Origin of the sequence: Thauera propionica, assembly GCF_002245655.1 — a bacterium.
GTDB lineage: Bacteria > Pseudomonadota > Gammaproteobacteria > Burkholderiales > Rhodocyclaceae > Thauera > Thauera propionica.
The window spans coordinates 193,716-217,482 of the sequence record NZ_NOIH01000007.1 but is presented as its reverse complement, the minus strand read 5'-3'; the positions used below and the strand labels follow the sequence as shown (position 1 = coordinate 217,482).

Below are 23,767 nucleotides of genomic sequence, written 5' to 3'. Positions count from 1 at the left end.
GGACTCAGGCGACGTGCAGCAGCGGACGCCCGGCCTGCATGCGGCCGACGACGGTGCCCGGCGCACCTTGGGTGGCCACGATCGCAGTCTGAACCGATTCCAGTGCTTCGGGCGCGCACGCGATCAGCAGACCACCCGAGGTCTGGGGGTCGGTAATCAGCTTGCGCTGCCATTCGGCCGCGTCAGCCGGCAACACGACGTCGCTGCCGTAGCTTGCCCAGTTGCGCGTGGAAGCGCCGGTCGCGATGCCCTCGCGCACGAGGGCCGCCGCCTCCTCGATGACGGGCAGCGCATCGAGATGCACTTCGGCGCCCAGTTTGCTGCCGCGGCACATTTCGAGCAGGTGGCCCGCGAGCCCGAAGCCGGTCACGTCGGTGACCGCATGCACGCCGTCGATGTCCGCAAGCAGTGCGCCCGCCCGGTTCAGCGTCGTCGTCCAGCGGATCATCTGCGCGTAGCCGTCGGCCGAAAGCAGGCCCTTCTTGAGGCCGGCGGACAGGATGCCGATGCCGAGCGGCTTGCTGAGCACGAGCATGTCCCCGTCCCGTGCGCCCGCATTGGTCTTGACCTTGGCCGGATCGACCACGCCGAGACCGACCAGGCCGTAGATCGGCTCCAGTACGTCGATCGAATGACCGCCGGCAACCGGGATGCCCGCATCGCGACACACGTCGGCCCCGCCCTTGAGGATCTCGCCGATCACCTCTGGGGGCAGCTTGTCGAGCGGCATGCCGACAACGGCCAGGGCGAGGATGGGTGTGGCGCCCATCGCGTAGACATCTGACAGCGCATTGGTGGCGGCAATGCGGCCGAAGTCGTGAGGGTTGTCGACGATCGGCGTGAAGAAGTCAGTGGTGGCGACGATGGCCTGGCGATCGTTCAGTCGGTACACCGCGGCGTCGTCAGCCGTGTCGGTGCCAACCAGCAGGTCAGGCGGCACGACGCCGGCGGGCATGGTGGCGAGGAGTTTGGACAGCACGCCCGGGGCGATTTTGCAGCCGCATCCGCCGCCGTGGGAGAATTGCGTCAGTTTGATTTCGTTCATGTTCGGGAAAGGAGTGGCGATCGCGCGGCAGCGCGCCCGCAAACATCATGCAGAAAGGCGTCGCGACCGTAGCACAGCTGTCAGGGTTTGACGAGATCATCGACGCCCGCACCCCGGCCGAATTCGCCGAGGACCACATCCCCGGCGCGGTGAATCTCCCCGTGCTCGACAACGAGCAACGCATCGTGGTCGGCACCATGTACAAGCAGCAGTCGGCCTTCGAGGCCCGTCGACTGGGCGGGGCGCTGGTGGCAGAGAACATCGCGCACCACCTGCAGACTTACCTGAAGGACAAGCCCAAGAGCTGGCGTCCGCTGATCTACTGCTGGCGTGGCGGGCAGCGCAGCGGCTCGTTCGCAACCTGGCTGCGGATGGTTGGCTGGGATGCGCATCAACTGCAGGGCGGCTACAAGAGCTTCCGCCACCAGGTCATCGACAACATCGCCCGCATTGCACCAGCGCTGCAATGGCAGGTCGTGTGCGGACCGACGGGTAGCGCCAAGACGCGGGTGCTCGAGGCGCTGGCGCAGGCTGGCGCGCAGACGCTGGATCTCGAGGATCTGGCCGCGCACAAGGGCTCGGTGCTCGGCGCTCTCCCCGACCGGCCGCAGCCCACGCAGAAGGGCTTCGAAACGATGCTGTGCGCGCGGCTGCAGGTGTTCGACCCTGCCCGACCTGTGTATGTCGAGGCCGAAAGCCGAAAAATCGGTCTCGTCTTCGTCCCCGAGCCCCTGATTCTGTCGATGCGGCGCTCGCCCTGCATCGCCATCGACGCAACACGCGACGCGCGGCTGGACTTCCTCGTCCGGGACTATGGCTACCTCGGCGACGATGTCACCCTTCTGCAGGCCAACATTGCCCGCCTCGCCGACCTGCAGAGCCGCGAAACGATTGCGCGCTGGCACGAACTGGCCGCGCAGCGCGAGCTGGCCACCCTGTTCGGGGAACTGATCGACCTGCACTACGACCCGCTCTACCGGCGCTCGCAGAACGGCAACTATGCAGGCTTTGCCGCTGCGCCCCGCCTGTCCTGCGACGACCTGAGCGACGCGGGCATTCACGACCTGGCCCGGCGCATCCTCGCGGCCTAAGGCAGCACCAGCGTTCCCGGCTGTCCGCGCACGGCGCAGACGCGCTGAACGACAGCCGGGCGCGGCTGCTGCACCTCCCCCTGCTCGAAGGCGACGATGGTCCAGTTGCCGGCCAGGCGTTGCAGCAACTCGTTCGGACGCAGCAGGAAGTCGGGATTGCTCGGCTTGCCGAAGCGCTCGTTGCCCAGCATGAAAGTCTCGTAGATGAGCACGCCGCCCGGCCGAAGCAGGTCAAGCAACTGCTCGAAGCGCGGACGGAACAGATAGTTGGTCACCACCAGGCCGTCGAAGCTGCGCCCGCCGTACGGCCAGCCGCCGGCTTCAAGATCGGCCTCAAGCGTATGGACCTTGGGCAGTCCGTGCAGCAACTGCAGGGCGATGCCGTCGCGGTCGACCGCTTCCACCCGATAGCCCCGTTGCGCCAGCCAGCGCGCATGCCGCCCGCTGCCGCAGGCGAAGTCAAGCACCTCGCCCCCCCCGGCGATGAGGGGTGCGAAACGGGTCACCCAGGTTGAGGGCGTCACGGCGGAGGGATGAAGCTGTTCAAGCATGGATGGGTCCGTTGGTCCGCGCCCCAGAGCTGGAGGCGCGTGTATTGTGCAGGCTTCATTCTAACGAGCCCGCCGCCGGCACGCCGCTGCGTTGCGAACTGTGCTATAGATTGGCCAACAGCAACAAGCCAATGGACGCCCGTGTCGCATCCATTGCGAAAGGACTTCGAGCTGCGCGTGACAGCGAATCCAATGCCTGCTGCACTCGCGTACGGCTGGTGCCGAAGGGGTGCGGCAGCGTTCCTGCTTCTGATCCCGCAGGCCGCGACGGCGAGTACGGGTGCCGGCACACTCGCCTTGTGGTCGATCCCCCTCGCCCTGCTCGCCGGCCTCATCGGCGGTTTCCTTCTCGGGCGTCGCCGCAGGCCAACAAAGGCGATCACCCCCGCAGACGGGATGACGGTCGCTCCCGCGGTCACGACAGTCGCGGCCGACATGTGCGTCGCACGCAAGACCGCCCGCGCCGAGCGGCCCTCGGTGCGAGTCCTGACCCATGGCGAGAACCAGCCGGACATCGACATGGTGGAGTCGGTGCGGGAAGTCATTTTCCGTACCGACGACACGCTGCGCCTGATCTTCCTCAATCAGGCCTGGGGCAAGCTCAGCGGTTATGCCGTTCGACGCTGTCTCGGTAAACCCCTGATCGATTACCTTCACCCGGATGAACGCGAGCGCGCGGGACAGGTCCTGCACGATGTACTGCATGGACTCAGCAGCGAAGCGGAGTTCGAGTTCCGGTTGCGCACGCGCGGCGGCGAGATCCGCTGGGTCGAAGTGACCTGTCGCCCCGTCGGTGGTGCCGACGGCGTGGCGGACGGGCTGGCGGGAACGATCGACGACATCTCGGTACGCAAGGTCGCCGAATTGACCCTGCGCAACCTCAATCAGGAACTCGAAGCGCGCGTGCGCCTGCGTACCGCCGAACTCGAGGCGTCCAACCGTGAGCTCGAGGCCTTCTCCTACTCGGTGTCACACGACCTCCGGAGCCCGCTGCGGGCGATCGACGGTTTTGCGCGCATTGTCGAACAGGAACTCGAAGGGCACATCGAACCGAACGTGCGGGCGTACCTCGACCGCATTCGCAAGGCCACCGAGCGCATGGCCGAGCTCATCGATGCCCTGATCCAGCTGGCGACCCTGACCCGGCAACCGCTGAAGAAGGAGACTTTCGACCTGTCCGACGTGGCGCGCCAGATCATCGATCAGCTGACGGCGGAGGAGCCTGGCCGGCAGGTCGAGTTCGAGATCACGCAGGGCCTCATCGTCACCGCCGACCGCGGCCTGATGCATGTGGTGCTGGACAACCTGTTGCGTAACGCGTGGAAGTTCACCGCGAAGCAAGCGAAGGCGCGCATCGTGTTCCGGGCCGAACGCACCGGCGGGCGCCGCGTGTTCTGCGTCGAGGACAATGGCGCCGGCTTTGACATGGAACACGCGGGAAACCTTTTCCGCCCCTTCCATCGGCTCCACGCGCCCGAGGAGTTCCCGGGCACGGGGATCGGGCTGGCCACCGTGCAGCGCATCGTGCAGCGCCATGAGGGCTCGATCCGGGCCGAGTCGCGGCCCGGCGAAGGGGCCCGCTTCCTTTTCACGCTCGGCAATTGATCATGGGCGTGACATGGTTCGCGTTAGCTCCGCACACTAGGGAAAACACGCGTACACCGAGCCGCCTACGTCATTGTGCACTGCAGTATAATCTGCGGATAAGTTCTGGCCTCCGCAGGCGACTTCGTCGCAAGACCAGATCATCTACTCATTCGGGTTGCCGCCATGAAAGACAAGCACTACCTCACTCCGCTCCTTGAACCGCGCTCGGTCGGGATCATCGGTGCCAGCGAGCGCGAGGGCTCGCTGGGCGACGTGCTCGTGCGCAACATGCTCAATGCGGGCTTCAAGGGCAAGCTGTTTGCCATCAACCCCAAGCATGAATCGGTTCATGGCGTCGCCTGCTACAAGTCGGTCGAGGATGTCCCGCAGCGCCTCGATCTGGTGGTGATCGCCGTCCGTGCCGAGAAGGCGCCGGCGATCATGGACAGCTGCGGCCGTGCCGGTGTCAAGGCAGCCATCCTGCTGTCGGCGGGGTTCTCCGAGGCGGGCCCGCGCGGCGCCCTGCTCGAACGCCAGGTGATCGACGCTGCGCACCGTCACCGCATCCGCCTGCTCGGCCCCAACTGCCTGGGCATCATGCGTCCGCAGCTCGGCCTCAACGCCACCTTTGCCCACGCAACCGCGCTCAAGGGCAGCATCGGCCTCATCTCGCAGTCGGGTGCGCTGTGCGCGGCCATTCTCGACTGGGCCAAGCCCAACAACGTCGGCTTCTCGGCCGTGGTGTCGTTGGGTTCGTCGTCCGACATCGACTTCGGCGAAGTGCTCGAGTACATGATCTCGGATCCTCGTACCGAGAGCATCTTCCTCTACGTCGAAGGCATCCGCGACGCCCGTCGTTTCATGAGCGCGTTGCGCGGCGCCGCGCGGGTCAAGCCCGTGCTGCTGATCAAGGCCGGCCGCCACCCCGAGGCCTCGAAGGCCATCCTGTCGCATTCGGCGGCACCGATCGGCGACGATGCCGTGTTCGATGCCGCGCTGCGTCGCGCGGGCGTCATCCGGCTGTACAACATGGGCCAGCTCTTCGCGGCGGCCAACGCGCTGTTCTCGCACTTCCGCCCGCGCGGCAACCGCCTCGCCATCATCACCAATGGCGGTGGGCCGGGTGTCATGGCGGCCGACCGCGCCTCCGATATCGGCATTCCGCTGGCCGACTTCTCCGAAGGCACGATGGAGAAGCTCAACGCCGCGCTGCCGGTCAGCTGGTCGCGCGGCAACCCGGTAGACATCCTTGGCGATGCCGACCCCGAACGATACGGCAAGGCGCTTAAGGCCGTGCTGGAAGGGCCGAACGTGGACGGCGTGCTGGTCATGCTGACCCCACAGGGCATGACCAACCCGAGCGCGGTCGCCGATGCCGTCATCGAACTCGAGAAGACCGCCGACAAGCCGGTCGTGGCCTGCTGGATGGGTGAGGAACTCGTCACCGAGTCGCGTCACAAGTTCAGCGCCGCAGGCATTCCGCATTTTCGTACGCCCGAGCCGGCGGTCGAGCTCTTCAGCCACATCTCGGCCTACTACCAGAACCAGAAGCTGCTGATGCAGACGCCGTCCTCGCTGTCCCACCTGTCTCCGCCCTCGATCGAGAGTGCGCGGCTGGTGATCGAGATGGCCTTGTCCGAACGGCGCAAGAAGCTCAACGAAATGGAATCGAAGGCGCTGCTGGCGGCCTTCCGCATTCCGATCGCGCAGACCGTGGTCGCACGCTCGGCCGCCGAGGCCATGGTGCTGTCCGCAGAGATCGGTCTGCCCGTGGTGATGAAGATCGACTCGCCCAACATCGCGCACAAGTCCGATGTTGGTGGGGTGCGGCTCAACATCCGCAGCCTGGCCGCGGTGCGCTCGACCTACCAGGAGATCCTGGACGAAGTGAAGCGTGTGCAGCCGGACGCCGTCATCAACGGCATCGCGATCGAGCCCATGATCCAGAAGCGCAATGGCCGCGAACTGGTCGTCGGCGTCAAGCGCGACCCGGTGTTCGGTCCGGTCATCACCTTCGGTGAAGGTGGCAACCAGGTCGCGGACAATCGTGACATCGCCGTGGCGCTGCCGCCGCTCAACAGCTTCCTGGTCAAGGACATGATCCGCTCGACGCGGATCGCCACCCGCCTGGGCGAATTCCGCAACCTGCCCGCGGTGGACATGAACGCGCTCGAGCTGGTGCTGTTGCGCGTGTCCGAAATGGTGTGCGAGCTGCCCTGGATCAACGGACTCGAGATCAACCCGCTGATCGTCGACGAGAACGGCGTGGTGGCGGTCGATGCCAGCATCGTCGTCGACAACGTGTCGCCCACGGCCGATCGCTACGACCACATGGCGATCCACCCCTACCCCTCGCACCTGACCCAGACCTGGATCGTGCCCGACGGGACTGTGGTGACGATCCGCCCGATCAAGCCGGAAGATGCCGAGCTCGAGATCGAGTTCGTGCGCGGCCTGTCGCCGGAGACCAAGTACTACCGCTTCATGAACACGATGCGCGAACTGCCGCCGGCCATGGTCGCGCGCCTGACGCAGATCGACTACGACCGCGAGATGGCCTTCGTCGCCACGCTCGAAGTCGATGGCAAGGAAAAGGAAGTCGGGGTCTGCCGTTATGCGGTAAATCCGGACGGCGAGTCCTGCGAGTTCGCGGTGGTGGTGGCCGACGACTGGCAGCATCGCGGGCTGGCACGCAAGCTGATGGGCGTACTGATCGAGACCGCGCGCAGCCGCGGCATCGCCTACATGAACGGCGTGTTCCTGTCGAACAACGAGCGCATGCTCAAATTCGTGCAGAAGCTCGGCTTCGTGCTCAGCAACGATCCCGAGGACAACACCGTCAAGCTCGGCGTGTTGCCGCTGCAGGACTGAGCGCGATGACGGCAGGCATTGAACGCATCGACTTCCGCGGTACGCCCGCGCTGCGACTGGCCACCCGGAATGGCGCTTCTGCCCTTGTGAGCCTGTTCGGCGGCCAGGTGCTGTCATGGACGCCGCCGGGCGGGGCTGAACGGCTCTACCTCAGCCCGGACGCCGTGTTCGATGGCGAGACGCCGATCCGCGGTGGCATTCCGGTGTGCTTCCCGCAGTTCGCCGACCTCGGCACCCTGCCCGCTCACGGTTTCGCGCGCACGCGCAACTGGTCGGTGGTGACCGAGCGCGGCAGCAAGGATTACGCCCTCGTCACCCTCGGCCTCACCGATGACGAGGCCACGCGGGTCTTGTGGCCGCACGCCTTCTCGGCCGAGCTCAGCATCCTGCTCGAGGAGAGCCGGCTCGACCTCGAGTTCGAGGTCACCAATACCGGCGACGGCGATCTCGAATTCACCGCGGCGCTGCACACCTATCTCTCCGTGCGCGAGGTCGAGGAATCGCGCCTCGAAGGCCTGCACGGCTTCAGCTTCCGCGACAAGACCGACGCCAACCGCATCAAGCGCGACAGTGGCGACGTGTTGCTGATCGAAGGCGAGACCGACCGCGTCTATCACGACGTGCAGCGGCCGGTGTTGCTGCGCGAGTACGACCGCAGCCTCGGCATCAATGCCGACGGTTTCCCCGACGTGGTCGTGTGGAACCCCTGGATCGAGCGCAGCGCGGCCATCGCCGACCTGCCCGACGACGCCTTCCGCCACATGCTTTGCGTCGAGGCCGCGGCCGCACGGCAGCCGGTGCGGCTTGCACCGGGCGAAAGCTGGTGGGGACGGCAGACGCTCGTCGCGCTCTGACCTCTTGCGCCGGGCATGTCCCGGCGCTGCCATTTCGTACATTTCGTATCGACGCAGCGGGCGCCGCAGGACTTGTCGCACGGGGCTGCTTGCTGCACCATCCCGCCCTTCGTTTCACCCCCTACGCACCGCCACCATGCTCCCCCCGATCGAACACCGCATCGCCGAAGAACTCGGCGTATCGCCGCGCCAGGTCATCGCTGCCGTCCAGCTGCTGGACGATGGCGCCACCGTGCCCTTCATTGCCCGTTACCGCAAGGAGGTCACCGGCGGTCTGGACGACACCCAGTTGCGCACGCTCGAGGAGCGCCTCGGCTACCTGCGCGAACTGGAGGACCGCCGTGCCACGGTGCTGGCCTCGATCGACGAACAGGGCAAGCTCACCGCCGAGTTGCGCGTCGAGATCGAGAGCGCCGACACCAAGCAGCGGCTCGAAGACCTCTATCTGCCCTACAAGCCCAAGCGCCGCACCAAGGCGCAGATCGCGCGCGAGGCGGGAATCGGGCCGCTGGCCGACGCCCTGCTTGCCGATGCAACGCTCGATCCGGAGGTCGAGGCCGGAAAGTACCTGAATGCTGACGCCGGCTTCGCCGACGTCAAGGCCGTGCTCGACGGCGCGCGCCAGATCCTGATGGAAGTCTTTGCCGAAGATGCGACCCTGCTCGGCGAACTGCGTAACTACCTGCACGAACACGGCCAGGTCCGGTCGGCGGTGATCGAAGGCAAGGAAACCGAAGGCGCCAAGTTCCGCGACTGGTTCGACTTTGCCGAGGCAATCGCCACCATGCCCTCCCACCGCGCGCTCGCGCTGCTGCGCGGGCGCAACGAAGGCGTGCTGCGACTGACGCTGGACGTCGACCGCCCCGACGCCGAGGCGCCCCACCCCTGCGAAGGCCGCATCGCGGCACGCTTCGGCATCCGCAACCAGGGCCGACCGGCCGACCGCTGGCTCGCCGACACGGTGCGCTGGGCGTGGAGCGTGAAGATCTCGATCCATCTCGAACTCGAACTGATGGGCGAACTCCGCGAGCGGGCCGAGGAAGAGGCGATCCGCGTCTTCGCGCGCAACCTCAAGGACCTGCTGCTGGCCGCGCCGGCCGGCACGCGCGCGACCATCGGCCTCGATCCCGGCATCCGCACCGGGGTCAAGGTCGCGGTGGTCGATGCCACCGGCAAGCTGGTCGATACGGCCACCGTCTATCCGTTCGAGCCGCGCCGCGACCGCGAGTCGGCCATCGCCACCATCGCCGCGCTGGCGAAGAAGCACCATGTCGAGCTGATCGCGATCGGCAACGGCACCGCCTCGCGCGAGACCGATGCGCTTGCCGCGGAGTTGATGAAGCGTCACCCGGAACTGCCGCTGACCAAGGTCGTGGTGTCCGAAGCCGGGGCTTCGGTGTATTCCGCCTCCGAGCTCGCCGCGAAGGAATTCCCGGATGTCGACGTCAGCCTGCGCGGCGCCGTGTCCATCGCTCGCCGCCTGCAGGATCCTCTGGCCGAACTGGTCAAGATCGATCCCAAGTCGATCGGTGTCGGCCAGTACCAGCACGACGTCAATCAGGGCCGTCTGGCGAAGAGCCTCGATGCGGTGGTCGAGGACTGCGTGAACGCGGTGGGCGTCGATGTAAACACCGCTTCGGTACCGCTGCTCGCACGCATCTCGGGCCTGAACACCACGCTTGCCGGAAACATCGTCGAGTACCGCAACAGCAAGGGCCCCTTCCGCAGCCGCGACGCGCTGAAGGAAGTGCCACGCCTCGGCCCCAAGACCTTCGAACAGGCCGCGGGCTTCCTTCGCATCCCCAGCGGCGACAATCCGCTCGACGCGTCCTCCGTCCACCCCGAAGCCTATCCGGTGATCGAGCGCATCCTCGCCAGGGTGCAGAAGAGCGTGCGCGAGTTGATGGGCAACGGCAGCTTCCTCAAGTCGCTGAAGCCGGCCGAATTCACCGACGAGCGCTTTGGCCTGCCGACCGTGCAGGACATCCTGTCCGAACTTGAGAAGCCCGGCCGCGATCCGCGTCCCGAATTCCGCACCGCCACCTTCCGCGAGGGTGTCGAGACGCTGAAGGACCTGCAACCCGGCATGCTGCTGGAAGGCGTGGTCACCAACGTCACCAACTTCGGCGCGTTCGTCGACATTGGCGTGCATCAGGACGGCCTGGTGCATATCTCCGCGCTGTCGAACACCTTTGTCAAGGATCCGCACAGTGTCGTCAAGGCCGGCCAGGTGGTGAAGGTCAAGGTGCTCGAGGTCGATATTCCCCGTCACCGTATCGCGCTGACAATGCGCATGTCGGACGAGCCGGCCGCCCGACGCGCCGAACCGGGCGGGCGTCCTGCGCGCGCTGGCGACAGCCAGGGTCGCGGTGCCGGCGGCGCCCCTTCGCGCTCGACCACCCAGGCGCCGCGCCGGGAACAGAACGATCGCCAGGTTTCTGGCGGCAACGCGCTGGCCGATGCCTTCGCCCGTGCGCGCGGCAACAAGTGAGCATGGGGAGCGTGGCATGAAGCGCGTGATTTACGGCATCAAGAACTGCGACACCATGAAGAAAGCCTTCGCCTGGCTCGGCGACGCCGGCGTGGCCTACGATTTCCATGACTACAAGAAGGCGGGCATCGACGCCGAAACGCTCGCGCGCTGGTGTGCCCGCAGCGGCTGGGAAGCCCTGGTCAACAAGCGCGGCACCACCTGGCGCAAGCTCGCGCCCGAGCAGCAGGCGATCGCCGACGAGGCCGGTGCCATCGCGCTGATGCAGGCCCAGCCCAGCCTCATTCGCCGTCCCGTCGTCGATTGCGGCGATGGCAACCTGCTCGTCGGCTTCGACCCCGACGCCTTTACCGCCGCGCTCAAGGGCACGGCCTCGACGGAACAGAATCCATGAGCACCTCTCCCTCCAGCTACGTCCAGCGCTTCCTGCTGGAAGACCTCGACATCCGCGGCGCAGTCGTCCGCCTGACCGACGTGTGGCAGGCCATGCAGCACGGCCGCGCCTACCCCGAAGCCGTCGCCCGCCTGCTCGGCGAGATGAGCGCCGTGTCCGCCGTCATCGCCGGAAACCTCAAGCAGCCCGGACGGCTCACCTTCCAGGTCTCCGGCCACGGCCCTGTCAGCCTGCTGGTGATCGACTGCAGCGAGGCGCTCAACCTGCGCGGCTACGCCAAGGCCGAAGGGGTGCTCGCGGGCGACACGCTCGCCGACCTCGTCGGCGACGGGCGACTGCAGCTTTCGCTCGACATCGAGGGCATGGATCAGCCCTATCAGAGTCTGGTGCCGCTCGAGGGCGACAGCATTGCCGCGTGCTTCGAGCACTACCTCGAGCAATCCGAACAGCAACCGGCCGGCCTCTGGCTTGCAGCCAACGAACACGCAGCAGCGGCACTCTTCGTGCAGAAGCTGCCGGGCGCCGACGTGAAGGATCTCGACGGCTGGTCGCGCGTGCAGCAGCTTGCGCACACGGTGCGCAAGGACGAACTGCTCGGCCTCGAGCCGCAGGAGATCCTGCGCCGCCTGTTTGCCGAGGAGAACGTTCGCCTGTTCGAACCCCGCGCCGTCACGCACGACTGGCCGGCCGATCCCGAGAAGGTCGCCACCATGCTGCGCAGTCTGGGCGAGGACGAGGTCCGCGCCATCCTTGCCGAGCACGGCGAGATCGTCGTGCACGACGACATGTCGAACCACACCTACCGCTTCGACGCCGCTGATGTCGATGCACTATTCCAACCGCGCACCCTGCACTGAGTCCGCTCGCTTGCCCCATCGCTCGCGCGTTAGTACACTCCTTCGATTTTGAAGAAGCTTCCGTCCATGTCCGCTTCCGCGCCCGTCCGTCCGATCGAGTTCCGCAACACCACGCTCGGCGCGACCGTCGCCATGCTGCAAGCCACCGAACCGCCCGCCCTGGCGGACGCGCTGCACAAGATGCTCGGCGGCATGCCCGACTTCTTCAACGGCGAAGCCGTCATCCTCGACTTTTCCGGTCTGCGCGCAGTGCCCGCGACGATCGACTGGGCCGGCCTGAATTCGCTGCTGCGCCGCTACCGCCTGCAGCCGATCGGCGTCTTCAGCCTGCCCGCCGAGCATGCCGAATCGGCACGCCGTGCCGGCCTCGCCGAACTCGACGCAGCCGCGCTGCGTGACCGGCCAGCGGCGCAGGCCCCGGCACCTCAGCCCGCAGCCCAGACGCCCGCACCGACCCCAGCCCCCGCCCCTGCACCCACGGCGCCCCTCCAGTCCGGCCAGCCGACGATGTTCGTCGATCGTCCGCTACGCTCGGGCCAGCAGGTCTACGCGCGCGGCGCCGACCTCGTGCTGATCGGTGGCGTCAGCCCCGGCGCCGAAGTCATCGCCGACGGCAGCATCCACTGCTACGGCCCCCTGCGCGGCCGGGCCATTGCCGGGGCGCAAGGCGGCGAGCGCGCGCGCATCATCGCCAGCAACTTCGGGCCGGAGCTCGTTTCCATCGCCGGTGTCTTCCGCACCTTCGAACGCGGCATTCCCGAAACCCTCGCCGGCCGGGCCGCCCAGGTGCGCCTGACCGGCGCCGAACATACACTCAACATCGAACCGCTGCCGCTCGTCTGAGCGCAGCCACACAGCACGAACAAGGGGAAACCGTGAAAGTCATCGTCGTAACGTCCGGCAAGGGCGGTGTGGGCAAGACCACCACCAGCGCGGCATTCGCCTCGGGCATCGCCCTGCGCGGCTTCAAGACCGCGGTGATCGACTTCGACGTCGGCCTGCGCAATCTCGACCTCATCATGGGCTGCGAGCGCCGCGTGGTGTATGACCTGGTCAACGTGGTTAATGGCGAAGCGCGCCTGAACCAGGCCCTCATCAAGGACAAGCACTGCGAGAATCTCTTCATCCTTCCCGCTTCGCAGACCCGCGACAAGGACGCGCTGACCGAGGAAGGCGTCGAGAAGGTGCTCGAGGAGCTGCAGCACATGGGCTTCGAGTACGTGGTGTGCGACTCGCCCGCGGGCATCGAGCGCGGCGCGGTCATGGCGCTGACCTTCGCCGACGAGGCCATCGTCACCACCAACCCCGAAGTGTCCTCGGTGCGCGACTCCGACCGCATCCTCGGCATCCTGCAGAGCAAGTCCAAGCGCGCACGTGAAGGCGGCGAGCCGGTCAAGGAACACTTGCTGATCACCCGCTATTCGCCCAAGCGCGTCGAGGACGGCGAGATGCTGTCGTACAAGGACGTGCAGGAACTGCTGCGCGTGCCGCTGATCGGCGTGATCCCCGAGTCCGAATCCGTGCTGCACGCCTCCAACCAGGGCACGCCGGCGATCCACCTCAAGGGCACGGACGTGGCCGAAGCCTACGGCGACGTCGTGTCGCGCTTCCTGGGGGAGGAACGTCCGCTGCGTTTCGTGTCGTACGAGAAGCCCGGTCTGATCAAGCGCCTGTTCGGAGGGAAGTGACATGTCCTTCCTGTCCAAACTCTTCGGCGAAAAGAAGAAGACCGCGGAGATCGCCAAGAACCGCCTGTCGCTGCTGATCGCCCATGAACGCGCCGGCGGCACGCCGACGGCAGATTTCCTGCCCGCGCTGCAGCGCGAGCTGATCGAGGTGATCTCGAAGTACGTTGCGGTCAATCCGGACGACATCAAGGTCCAGCTCGAGAAGCAGGACAACTACGAGGTGCTCGAGGTCAACATCGTGCTGCCGGAACAGCCGCGCTGAACCTCCGCTTCCCGGTCGCTGCGCCGGCGACCGGTCTTCCCTCGCGCCCCGGCGCGCACCCAGCCCGGGTGATGAAATTGGTAACCATAGCGGACTTAAAATCCGCCGGCGCAAGCCTTACGGGTTCGAGTCCCGTCCCGGGCACCATTTCCGGTCGTTCAGGTCGGAAACCCTGACCCCGCATCCCGCCGGGGCACCTGAGTCCCTTCACCCATCATCGTGATCGTCCTCGATCTCTGCTGCGACAAGGATCATCGTTTCGAAGGCTGGTTCGCCTCGGCGCAGGCCTTTGAGGATCAGTGCACCCGCGAGCTTGTGAGCTGCCCGGTGTGCGAGAGCGTGCAGATTCGCCGCCTGCCGAGCGCGCCCTATGTGCAGACGCGCCACAGCGCCCCGGACAAGCAGCCAGCCGAGCGTACGGCGCCCGCTTCAACGCCCGTAGCGCCCGCCACGCCGGGCGCCGCTGCACCGGTAACACCGGAAACCGTGGTCGCCGTGCTGCAGGTGCTGCGGCACATGGCGCGCGACGCCGAGAACGTCGGCGAGCGCTTGCCCGAGGAAGCACGTCGAATCCACTATGGCGAGGCCGAGGCGCGCAACATTCGCGGCCAGGCCTCGGCGGACGACGTCGAGGAACTGCTCGAAGAAGGCATCATGCTCGTCCCCCTGCCGCCGGGCGAGGACGAGGTCCACTGAGCGGGACGCGCCCGGCTCAGGGCGTCGCAAGCACCAGCGGGACGTGCATTTCGTCAGCCGTCAGTCCGCCGTGCACGCCGACGAGCGTAAAGGGCTCCTCGCCCTCGACCTGATCGACGATGGTCCACCCCGGCTCCATCAGCAACACGTGCGTACCGACCCGCTCCGCGAGGCGCGCGTTGTGGCGCCCCGGACCAAACACGCCCGAGGCGATGCAGTCGGCCCCTCGCATGAGGACGGCACGCCCTGCAAGCTCATGCCTGGCCCAGGCTTCAAATTCGTCCTGGGCGCCGTCATGGACTGCGCAGAAGGCCAGGCGCCGCTCACCGAACAAGGGTGCTGCCAACATGCGCGAGACGTCGGACGCGGGCGGCACATTCACCGTGCGCTCAGGTGCGCTGTCGATGAAGCCGTGGTCCGCCGTCACCAGGATACGAACCCCTCTTCCACGCAGGCGCTCGCACAGGCGTGCATACATCGCGTCGATCTTGCGGAAGCACGCAATCGCGCGCGGCGAGCGGCAGCCGTAGGCATGGCTGATCGCGTCGAAACGGGGGTAGTACGCATGGACGAAGCCACCGTGCCGCCCCATCGCATCGACCGCACTGACGATCTCGTCCTCGAGATCCTCGAGCGTGTCGTAGCCGCGGACGCAGGCACCGCGCGTGTGGTGACGGGAGAATGGCGAAAAGGCGATCTGCCGCGGCGACAGCATGAAGGCGGGTCGGCGCGCGTCGCGGAACATCGAGCGCTGCGGAAACAGGCGCGACGTCAGGCGCAGCGCGTGCAGCGGACCATTGCCGCGCGCTTCCAGTGGCAGCGGAGCAATGACACCGCCGAAGCGCCGGTCGTGGATGAACCAGCCGTTCAGCCCATGCTCCGCAGGCGAGGCGCCCGTCATCAAGGTCGTCACCGCGCTCGCAGTGGTGCTCGGGAACACCGAGGTCAGTGTCGCGCGTCGATCGGCGGCGAGTGCGGACCCGCGGCCGAAGGAATCGAGCGTATGTGCGCCTAGGCCATCGATGACGAGCAGCACGACGGTCGCCGCCTCACCCGGCGCCACGCCAGCGGCGTCGAGCCCCGCATCGGTGTCATGCAGCCAGGTTCGCAGCGCACTGGCGAGACCGTAGATGCCGCCAGGCCCGTAGTCGGGCAGCACGCAACCGGCAGGCCAGGAATGGACGGTCGCATCCATGTCGACTCCCCGAAAGCAAAAAGCCGGACAAGACTCTGATCTTGTCCGGCTTTCGAATTCTGGAGCGGGAAACGGGTTTCCCCGTCGATCCCTATCCTATTGATTCAACAGAGGTTTTTGGTACACCGCTCTGCTTGACGGACTGGATTATGTACTACCCTTGCTGTCTTGGCAAGCGCTTTCTCACGACACCGCTTCAAGTGCTTGTTTTTTGGTCATATCGTCTCTTCATCTTACCCGATCATTGCCTGCATGCCCCTGGGCAGCAGCAACCATGCGGTGACTGATGCCGAACAAGAAGCACCGCCCCAGCCTGCATCTACCACTCCGCGTCCCTGCTCCAGCCAAGAAGAGCTTGTAGGTGCTGCCTCAGGTCATGGTGCCAGGCGAAGCAACCTTCATAGTGGCAATGTTGCCTGGTTTGTCCCGCCATGGACGTTCTTTCACTGACAAGGACACTGCAATTCAGCAGAAGCCCGAGCAGCACAAAAATAACGCAATCCAACCCTAAAGAATTCTCATTTGTAGCCGTTAACCCGTAGGGAACTTATACAAAAATTTTATCAGCCTGCATTGAATAAGAATCCACGAGAAGACGTTTCAACGCAGGCAAGATAAAGCAGAATTGCCGCATGGAATCGCACAACGAAGTGCTGCAATACCGGACGGGCGAACACAAACCCTGCACGGATACATTGTTCAATACCACTGAAGGAGATCGTATATGAAGATCAAACAAACCATGCTGTCGGCTGCTCTTGCCGCTGCGACGATGTGTGCCGCTGGCGCTGCATTTGCTGGCCCGCCAGTGACCGTAACATTCAAAAACCTCAGCACTCAAGAGGCCACCTACAAGGTCGTCACCAATAATGAGGTGAGTACCAACACCAATGCAAGCCCTAAGCCAAAAACGACAGTGCAGCCTCAAGGTGCTGACACATACGTTGTGCAAAATATCATCAGCCCCGATGCCAACGCAGCAACCGTGCGCTATACCATAGGCAGTAAGACCTGCGTCTTCGGTACAACCTTCGTAAATCAAATCTCGGGCGGCGCTCTGCTACCTGGCGGCCCAACTAAAATTCCGAAATGGAACAAAACTGCAACCGCTAGCGGTGGGGCAGTCTGCACCGCCACCATCAAATCGCAGAATTTGTCAAACTACTCGTGGACGGTTGAATTCACGATGAAGTAACTGACAACGGGCGACCCGGCATATGTAACTGGTCGCCCCTCTTTCTGAAAGCGCAATGCAGATTACAATTCCTACGGGACGCTATATGAATAGCATTAATCAACTTGGCACAACCACGCCTCAACAAACTCAAGTAAGCGAACGCAGTTTTGTTAATAAAACTGGGGAAACAACATACTCTCAGACCTCTGAGATAATCAACACTCCCAACAGTGCAACAATGCAGGTTTCATCGCTATCACGCCTGCTTAATGATGCCGCCGTTCGAGCCGAAACACGAGACGCCATCACCAATCGTGACGGACTTGCAGCTATTGCCCAATCGACCGCTCATGAGCTTTATGGTGAAAGCTATACACGCAACAAAGCTATTCATGATGCAGAAGTCCCGAACTCCGACGACTCACAACGACTTGCACAAGCAAAACAGGCAACTGCCTTTACCAACGGCCAAGGCAGCAATCCATTCAAAGGTATGTCACGCGACCAACTTGCACTAATCGCTTACGACGACAGCGGCGCCTTCACTGTCAACGAGCGCCGTGCGGCTTTATCAGAAGCGGATGATCAGGAATATCAGTGGCGCGTAAAGGTTGTTGCCAAAATGATGGATGACTACAACCGTACAGGCAAAATATCTGCAGAGACCCACCAGGAAGTTCTTGACCACTATAAATCTCTACCCGCCATTGAAGAGTCCCAACTTCCCAAAGGCTATGACATGCAGTTGCAGGGCTGGATACAGGAGGCTAAAAGCACAGAGTCATCACAACATAAAGATGAACTTGAATCCTTGCTGGAACAACTAACAAAACGACTAACAAATAACCAGAAATCATAAGCCCAGAAACATCATCGTCTGCTGCGACAGCACAGGCAAGGGGACGGCAAAATCATCTGGAGAGAGGATGCAGAGAGTTCACGACACCGATTTGATTCGCCTGGAAAATATTACGCATGCTTATGCTACGGGCGCGTCCAGTCAGGCGGTTTTGTATGATGTGTCGTTTTCTGTCCCCACAGGCCAAAGTTGCGCCATCGTTGGTGCGTCTGGCTCAGGGAAAAGCACGCTGCTCAACCTCATCGGGCTGCTGGATGAACCGACTTCGGGGCGTGTTCTGCTCGCGGGCGAAGACATGACCAACGCCGATGCCGAATCACGCGCCATCGCGCGTAATCGGATCATTGGCTTCGTATTCCAGAGTTTCAACCTGCTGCCACGGCTCGATGCGCTCGACAATGTGGCACTCCCGCTGCTCTATCGCGGCATCCCCCAGCCGCAAGCCCGCCAGGCTGCCCTGACGCAACTGGAGCGCGTCGGCCTGAGCAACCGCAGCCACCATCGACCCGCCGATATGTCGGGCGGCCAGCGCCAGCGTGTCGCGATAGCCCGCGCCCTTGTCGGCGAACCCTCGCTGCTGCTGGCTGACGAACCCACCGGCAACCTCGACAGCCAGACGGCGCAGGACATCATCGGGCTGCTGCTGTCTTTGAACCGCGAACGCGGCACGACCCTGGTTGTGGTGACGCACGATACCGGGATTGCCGATCGCATGGCTCGTTGCATTCAAGTCCGCGATGGCCGGATCGAGGAAGCGGGACATGCCTAGACGTGCTGCCATCACACTGACCTCATCGCATGGCTACGGCCCCTCATGGCTGCACCTGGTGCGCGAACCCGTGGAGAATCTGCGCCAGCTCGGTCGCCGTGCCGTTCTGGCGCTGCTGGGGATCGCCGTGGGCTGCATGGCCGTCGTTGCCCTGCTGAACATCGGGCACAACGCCGAACGTGAAGCCATGAACGTCTTCAAGGGGATGGGCAGCGATCTGCTTGTGGCAAACGTGCAGATCCCCGGCAGCGGCCGCAGCGAGGCGTTACCGAACGTCGCCACACTGGATACCGCCGCGTTGCGCCAGGCCATCCCCGACATTACAGCGGCAGCTCCTCTCATCCTGACCAGTAGTGACGCCCGGCTTAAAGGCCATGCTCTGAGTACAACAATACTGGGCAGCAATGCCGACCTGCCCGGCGTGCTGGATCTCCAACTGGCGCAGGGGCGTTTCCTGAGCCAGTTCGATACGCACAGTACCCATGCGGTGCTGGGTGCGAATGTCGCAGCGGCGTGGGAAAACGCAGGCATCCATGCCCAGCCCGGCGACCGCATTCAGATCGGCGGTTATCTGTTTCAGGTGATCGGCATCCTGCAACCCGCAGGCCAGAACCCATTGCTTCCCGCCCCGCCGGACGACGCCATTTTGCTGCCACTGGAAGGCATGCGACGCATCATCCCCAGTCCGCAGATCACCAGCGTACTGGCCCGCAACCCCAACGGCGCAACGCTGGTGCAAACCTCCCCCGCCCTGCAGCAATGGGTGGAAGGCAGGATGCCCGGCTATGAGGTCAACGTGCAAATTCCCCGACTGTTGCTTGAGGGCATGGCGAAACAGTCACGCCTGTTTTCCTGGCTGCTGGCAGGACTGGGCAGTATCGCCCTGCTGGTCGGCGGCATCGGCGTCATGAATGTCATGGTGATGAACGTCGCCGAGCGCCGCCGTGAGATAGGCGTGCGTATGGCGCTCGGCGCTCGCCCCAGGGACATTGCCAGGCTCTTCCTGCTGGAAGCGGTTGTACTGGCCGCCACCGGGGCACTGGCTGGCGCGGCTGTTGGCCTGATCATGGCCTGGGCCTTCGTTCACTACTCGGGCTGGTCTGACTTCTCATTCTCGGCGGCGGCATTGCCGCTCGGTATTGGCAGCGCCATCGCAACCGGCCTGTTTTTCGGGCTGTCGCCTGCGATGGCGGCTGCGCGCCTCACCCCGGTACAGGCGTTGCGTGATGCGTAAAGTGTCTATCCTCATCGCACTCATGCTGATGGCCCCTGTCGTTGCGCAGGCGAGGACAGATGGGGCGCTGCGCCCATCCCAGGCGACCCGCCAGGGTCAGCCATCATCGACGACGGCCAGCATTTCACTCAATGCCGAGACCATCGAGTTGACCCTGAGCGACGCGATCTATCTGGGGCTGCGCGACAACCGCGCCATCCGCAGCGCCTATCTCGATCGCATTGCCCAGAAATTCGACCTGCGCGTGGCGGAAGACCGCTTCACACCCAAACTGGTGCTCAGCGGCGGCTATCTTTCCAGCCGGAATCAGGATGACCGTTACCGGGAAAGCACCGTAACCCCCACAACCACATTGCTGACGCCCTATGGCACCCGCGTAAGCCTGGGCTGGACGTACCGCCATACGCAGGCCGACCAGGCCGGGCTGTCACGCAATGACGGGGCCAACATTTCTCTGATCCAGCCGTTGTTACGCGGCGCAGGCAAGGATATTGCGACAGCACCGGTGCGCCTGGCGCGGCTATCCGAGCAGGCCAACCGGCTCAACCTGAAATCCACTGTCTCGCAGACCATCACGCAAGTGATTGCGTCCTACCGCACCCTGCTGCAGGCACAGGAGCAGTTGAAGATTTCCAGGGAATCGTTGCAACGCGCCCGTCAGTTGCTTGAAGTCAACCGCGCCATGATCGCTGCCGGACGCATGGCCGAGTTTGAAATCGTGCAGACAGAGGCCGAAGTCGCCTCACAGGAACTGGCCTATGAAGAGGCCCGCAATCAGACGGATACCGCACGGCTTGCCCTGTTGCAGCTACTCGCCCTGAATCTGAATACGCCGATAGTCGCCACCGAGGCACTGCAGGCGCGGCGCGTGGACGTCAATGCCGCTGAGGCGCTCCGGCAAGCCGAAGCCTTGCAACCCGCCTGGCTCTCTCAACTCATCTACAGCGAACAGGCCACCATCAATCTTGCCGTAGCGCGTAATGACCGCCTGTGGGACGTTTCTCTGGTGGGCGGCGCCAGCCAGATACGCGACCGCAATACCCTGAGCGGTTCCGCACGAACCTGGGAAAACTATGTCGGCATCCAGGTCGAAATCCCCATTGGCGACCTCAGCACGCGCCAGGCCGAGGTACAGGCCCAGGTCAACGTGCGCAATCAGGAAATCCAGCTGGCCGAAGCCCGCCAGCAACTGGAGCGCGACGTGGCGAATGCGGTGCGCGATATTGGCACCCGCTGGCGACAGTACGAAATCGCCCAGCGTGCGCTCGACCTTTCACGCCGCAAGCTGGAAATTGAACGGGAAAAGCTCACCGTGGGCCGCTCCAGCAACTTTCAGGTGCTGAGTTTCGAGAACGACCTGCGCAATGCCGAGAACGCCCGCCTGAACGCATTGATCAGCTACCTGAACGCGCAGGCCGAACTCGATCAGACGCTGGGCACCACACTGGAAAGCTGGGACATATCGCTGAATGATTAAAAATCGCTTGATAGACCCACTGATCGCACACGTCCGCCGCCACCCCATGCGTTCGGCGTTACTCGTGTTGCTGACAGCCGCGACTTCCGCCGCCTTCTGGCAATCCGACAACGCCAGCATCCCCCAGCAACCACAAGCGCAATGGGTGCAGGTACAGCCCCAGTTGGTGGAACAGCAGCTGGGCCTGGTGGGCCGCATCCAGGCTGCCCGGCAGGAAACCCTGTCCGCGCCGTTTGAAGGCGTCATTCGGGACGTGCTGGTGCAGGAAGGTCAAACCGTTGAGGCGGGCCAGACACTGCTGCGGCTTGACCCGGCGCAAATCGAAATCCAGTTGCGGCAGGCACAGGCCGAACTGCTCAAGGCACAACGGGAAGCCCATCAACTGCGCAACTGGGACGGCAGCCCCGAAGTGTCACGCGCCCGACGCGCCGTGCAGACCGCTCGTTCAACGTTGGAAGCCACGCAGGCCAACCTGCGAGACACGCGGGCGTTGTTCGAGCGTGGGATCGTGGCCCGCATGGAAGTTGATACGCTGGCGCAGCAGGTACGCACCCAGCAGCAAGACCTGCTTGCCGCCCGGGACGAACTGCGTACCGCCGAGTCTCGCGGCCAGGGCGAAGAACGCAAGATTGCCGAGATGGAGCTGACCAACGCACAAGCCCGCTATCAGGCCGTGACGGCGCAAAGCGAACGGCGCGTGCTTAGAGCGCCATTTCCTGGCGTGGTGGCGCGTCCATCGGTGCCCGAGGGCGGAAAAGCGCTTATCGCGCAGGCTGGCGTACAGGTCACGCAAGGCACGCCACTGCTGACCGTAATCGGGCTGGATCGCATCCAGGTACTCACCCGCGTAGAGGAAACCGACCTGCATCAGCTACGCGAGGGCATGCCCGTGCAAATCACGGGCGATGGCTTCGCCGGGATAACGCTGACAGGCCGTATTGCCGCCATCGCGGTACAGGGCAACGCGGCGGATGCCCCCGGCGCAGCCGCCCACTACGACATTGTGATTGCCGTCGATACGCCGCAGACCGAAGCCGCGCAGGTCAGGCTGGGTATGAGCGCCCGGCTGGCGGTCAGCCTCTACCGCAACGAGCAGGGCATCGTGGTGCCGCCACAGGCATTGACGACGGACAGTGACGGTTCAACTTATGTCATGTTCCGCGCCACCGCAGATACAGCGCCATCGAAGATTCCGGTTGTACCAGGACGGGCAATCACTGAGGGCATTGAAGTACAAGGGTTGCAGGCAGGGTATGTTCTGGTGCCCTGAACGTGGGCGACGGCAAAAAATCACGCAAAAATTGCAGAAAAAACAGTCAAGAAAAGCTAAAGAATTCTCATTTCCTGCCGTTATAGAAGTTACCCTTCACCAGCTTTCCGTGCCGAACGAGGGCGAAGGGGATTCAGCTATTTCATCCACAAGGAGTATCGTATGAAAAAACTGTTCTTCTCGCTATTCGCGGCATTGTTGCTGAGTACCAGCAACATGGCGGCTGCTGCATGCGCTTATATGAACATCACCAGCAGCGGGGCAAGCCTTTCTGCAGGTGATTCTCAGAACGTGTATGAGTTCAGCATCTCGTGCATTGGCTCGGTGACGTTCAAGTTTGAAGACCTTTCCGGCAACAACCCGACGAGCAGGATCGCCCATATCATTGAGCGACGTTCTGGTTCGTCGTGGTCTCTCGTGTCTTCGACCACCAGTAATGGAGCAAGAACTGTTAATCGGAGCTTCGTACCCAGTGCTACCGGCCAATACCGTTATCGCATCGAGAACGTAGGTACATCTCAAGTACGTAACTGGCGTATGGAAGGTCGTATGCCACTGTTCACAATCCCTGGCACTTGATTGATTTAATAAAGCTGAACTGGGGAGCCATCGTCTGCTCCCCAGTTCTATCAAAATCGCGTCATGGCAACTCAAAGGGAGAATCATAGACCATGCCATCAATTAACCCGTTATCAAATGCACTGGGCAATTTATCACTCAACGCGAACCGTTCACTGCTTGATCCCAAACAGTATGAGGGATTTACCGTAAAAGTAGGGAAAGAAACCAGCCAAAACGGGGTATTGGGTGGCGTTCTAAGTCAGGATGATTATGATAAATTTAAAGAGATAGTAAAAGATATCAATGTTAAAGATGCCAGCCGCAATGATATGCTCACTCTTTACAGAGGGCTTATCGACGCAAAACTTCTGACTTACGAACAAGTCAATTTCGGATATATATCTGGCTCAGTAGAATTTGGCCCTGATGGCAAGGGGATAAATCAAGACGCAAAATACAATCAATGGGATTTTCAGCAAAAACAACTTCCCACATATGCCGGAAGTGAATTTAACGGGAGTCGTGGTGGCGCAATCAATTCCATGAAGCTCATCGCTGCTGTTGCAAATGCTTCACCAGTTACCGGGGCTACTGTAGCGAAAGAAACCTATTCTCCGCAAGATCGCAACTATTCAAGCGGTAATTCATCAAGCTACCAAGTCAATTTCTCTGAGCTGGCACAGCGCCTATCTCGTGGTGAAAGCATTGAAGAACTGAATGTTCCTAAAGATGTGGACATTGCTGAACTGATCAAGCAACTTGAACAAATGGCCCAAGCGCAACGTTCGGCAAAAGCCGTAGAGCCACAGGACTCAAGGGCAGTCTCACAAGGGTGACG

22 protein-coding genes and 1 tRNA gene are annotated in these 23,767 nt (G+C 63.3%); 20 read left to right on the top strand and 3 right to left on the bottom strand.

Features of this window, described 5'->3' with window-relative positions:
* Positions 1-4: 4 nt before the first annotated feature.
* Complete coding sequence (gene selD / locus CGK74_RS06940) at positions 5-1,045, bottom strand: selenide, water dikinase SelD (RefSeq protein WP_094267755.1); 1,041 nt, start codon at positions 1,043-1,045, stop codon at positions 5-7.
* Between the two features lie 47 nt (positions 1,046-1,092).
* On the opposite strand from selD, the gene mnmH reads away from it, so the two are divergent.
* Complete coding sequence (gene mnmH / locus CGK74_RS06935; RefSeq protein ID WP_094267754.1) at positions 1,093-2,136, top strand: tRNA 2-selenouridine(34) synthase MnmH; 1,044 nt, start codon at positions 1,093-1,095, stop codon at positions 2,134-2,136.
* Here mnmH and CGK74_RS06930 read toward each other — a convergent pair.
* Positions 2,133-2,687 carry a class I SAM-dependent methyltransferase gene (locus CGK74_RS06930; RefSeq protein WP_094267753.1) on the bottom strand — a complete coding sequence of 185 codons (555 nt, stop codon included), beginning with the start codon at positions 2,685-2,687 and terminating at the stop codon, positions 2,133-2,135. The genes mnmH and CGK74_RS06930 overlap by 4 nt on opposite strands.
* 396 nt (positions 2,688-3,083) lie before the next feature.
* Here CGK74_RS06930 and CGK74_RS06925 point away from each other — a divergent pair, with 396 nt between their 5' ends.
* The 11 genes from CGK74_RS06925 (at position 3,084) to CGK74_RS06875 (ending at position 14,387) form a co-directional block, all read left to right on the top strand.
* The gene (locus tag CGK74_RS06925; protein WP_240498648.1) at positions 3,084-4,292 is read left to right on the top strand and encodes a sensor histidine kinase; all 1,209 of its coding nucleotides are present in this window, start codon (positions 3,084-3,086) and stop codon (positions 4,290-4,292) included.
* 165 nt (positions 4,293-4,457) lie between these two features.
* Positions 4,458-7,145 (top strand): bifunctional acetate--CoA ligase family protein/GNAT family N-acetyltransferase, encoded by a 2,688-nt coding sequence (locus tag CGK74_RS06920; RefSeq protein ID WP_094267752.1) that lies wholly within the window; start codon positions 4,458-4,460, stop codon positions 7,143-7,145.
* 5 nt (positions 7,146-7,150) lie between these two features.
* Complete coding sequence (locus CGK74_RS06915; RefSeq protein ID WP_094267751.1) at positions 7,151-7,999, top strand: D-hexose-6-phosphate mutarotase; 849 nt, start codon at positions 7,151-7,153, stop codon at positions 7,997-7,999.
* A gap of 136 nt (positions 8,000-8,135) precedes the next feature.
* Positions 8,136-10,490: a Tex family protein gene (locus CGK74_RS06910; protein ID WP_094267750.1), complete on the top strand. Its 2,355-nt coding sequence runs from the start codon at positions 8,136-8,138 to the stop codon at positions 10,488-10,490.
* A gap of 16 nt (positions 10,491-10,506) precedes the next feature.
* A complete protein-coding gene (locus CGK74_RS06905; protein WP_094267749.1) occupies positions 10,507-10,884 on the top strand; it encodes an ArsC family reductase in 378 nt (125 codons plus the stop codon).
* Positions 10,881-11,741: an Hsp33 family molecular chaperone HslO gene (gene hslO, locus CGK74_RS06900; RefSeq protein WP_094267748.1), complete on the top strand. Its 861-nt coding sequence runs from the start codon at positions 10,881-10,883 to the stop codon at positions 11,739-11,741. Before CGK74_RS06905 ends, hslO begins: the two co-directional genes overlap by 4 nt.
* A gap of 66 nt (positions 11,742-11,807) precedes the next feature.
* Positions 11,808-12,584, top strand: a complete 777-nt coding sequence (gene minC, locus CGK74_RS06895; protein WP_094267747.1) for a septum site-determining protein MinC — start codon at positions 11,808-11,810, stop codon at positions 12,582-12,584.
* 32 nt (positions 12,585-12,616) lie between these two features.
* Positions 12,617-13,429 (top strand): septum site-determining protein MinD, encoded by an 813-nt coding sequence (gene minD / locus CGK74_RS06890; RefSeq protein WP_094267746.1) that lies wholly within the window; start codon positions 12,617-12,619, stop codon positions 13,427-13,429.
* Between the two features lies 1 nt (position 13,430).
* Positions 13,431-13,691 carry a cell division topological specificity factor MinE gene (gene minE / locus CGK74_RS06885; RefSeq protein WP_094267745.1) on the top strand — a complete coding sequence of 87 codons (261 nt, stop codon included), beginning with the start codon at positions 13,431-13,433 and terminating at the stop codon, positions 13,689-13,691.
* Between the two features lie 62 nt (positions 13,692-13,753).
* A tRNA-Leu gene (locus CGK74_RS06880) sits at positions 13,754-13,838 on the top strand.
* A gap of 72 nt (positions 13,839-13,910) precedes the next feature.
* Positions 13,911-14,387, top strand: coding sequence for a DUF1178 family protein (locus CGK74_RS06875; protein WP_094267744.1), 477 nt, complete (start codon positions 13,911-13,913; stop codon positions 14,385-14,387).
* A 16-nt stretch (positions 14,388-14,403) separates the two neighbouring features.
* Here the strand turns inward: CGK74_RS06875 and CGK74_RS06870 are convergent, their stop codons facing one another.
* Positions 14,404-15,582 (bottom strand): alkaline phosphatase family protein, encoded by a 1,179-nt coding sequence (locus tag CGK74_RS06870; RefSeq protein ID WP_094267743.1) that lies wholly within the window; start codon positions 15,580-15,582, stop codon positions 14,404-14,406.
* A gap of 724 nt (positions 15,583-16,306) precedes the next feature.
* Here CGK74_RS06870 and CGK74_RS06865 point away from each other — a divergent pair.
* From CGK74_RS06865 to CGK74_RS18755, 8 genes are all read left to right on the top strand, one after another.
* Positions 16,307-16,777, top strand: coding sequence for a hypothetical protein (locus tag CGK74_RS06865; RefSeq protein WP_094267742.1), 471 nt, complete (start codon positions 16,307-16,309; stop codon positions 16,775-16,777).
* A 55-nt stretch (positions 16,778-16,832) separates the two neighbouring features.
* Positions 16,833-17,618, top strand: coding sequence for a hypothetical protein (locus CGK74_RS06860; protein WP_206186203.1), 786 nt, complete (start codon positions 16,833-16,835; stop codon positions 17,616-17,618).
* A 67-nt stretch (positions 17,619-17,685) separates the two neighbouring features.
* Entirely contained in the window at positions 17,686-18,387 is a 702-nt protein-coding gene (locus tag CGK74_RS06855; protein ID WP_094267740.1) for an ABC transporter ATP-binding protein, read from the top strand.
* Positions 18,380-19,621, top strand: coding sequence for an ABC transporter permease (locus tag CGK74_RS06850; protein ID WP_094267739.1), 1,242 nt, complete (start codon positions 18,380-18,382; stop codon positions 19,619-19,621). The genes CGK74_RS06855 and CGK74_RS06850 overlap by 8 nt, the downstream gene beginning before the upstream one ends.
* Entirely contained in the window at positions 19,614-21,098 is a 1,485-nt protein-coding gene (locus CGK74_RS06845) for a TolC family protein (protein WP_094267738.1), read from the top strand. The genes CGK74_RS06850 and CGK74_RS06845 overlap by 8 nt, the downstream gene beginning before the upstream one ends.
* Positions 21,091-22,368: an efflux RND transporter periplasmic adaptor subunit gene (locus CGK74_RS06840; protein ID WP_094267737.1), complete on the top strand. Its 1,278-nt coding sequence runs from the start codon at positions 21,091-21,093 to the stop codon at positions 22,366-22,368. Before CGK74_RS06845 ends, CGK74_RS06840 begins: the two co-directional genes overlap by 8 nt.
* A gap of 162 nt (positions 22,369-22,530) precedes the next feature.
* On the top strand, positions 22,531-22,947 hold the full coding sequence (locus tag CGK74_RS18760) for a hypothetical protein (protein WP_102053791.1): 417 nt from the start codon (positions 22,531-22,533) through the stop codon (positions 22,945-22,947).
* A 92-nt stretch (positions 22,948-23,039) separates the two neighbouring features.
* Positions 23,040-23,765, top strand: a complete 726-nt coding sequence (locus tag CGK74_RS18755) for a hypothetical protein (protein WP_102053792.1) — start codon at positions 23,040-23,042, stop codon at positions 23,763-23,765.
* The last annotated feature ends 2 nt before the right edge of the window (positions 23,766-23,767 follow it).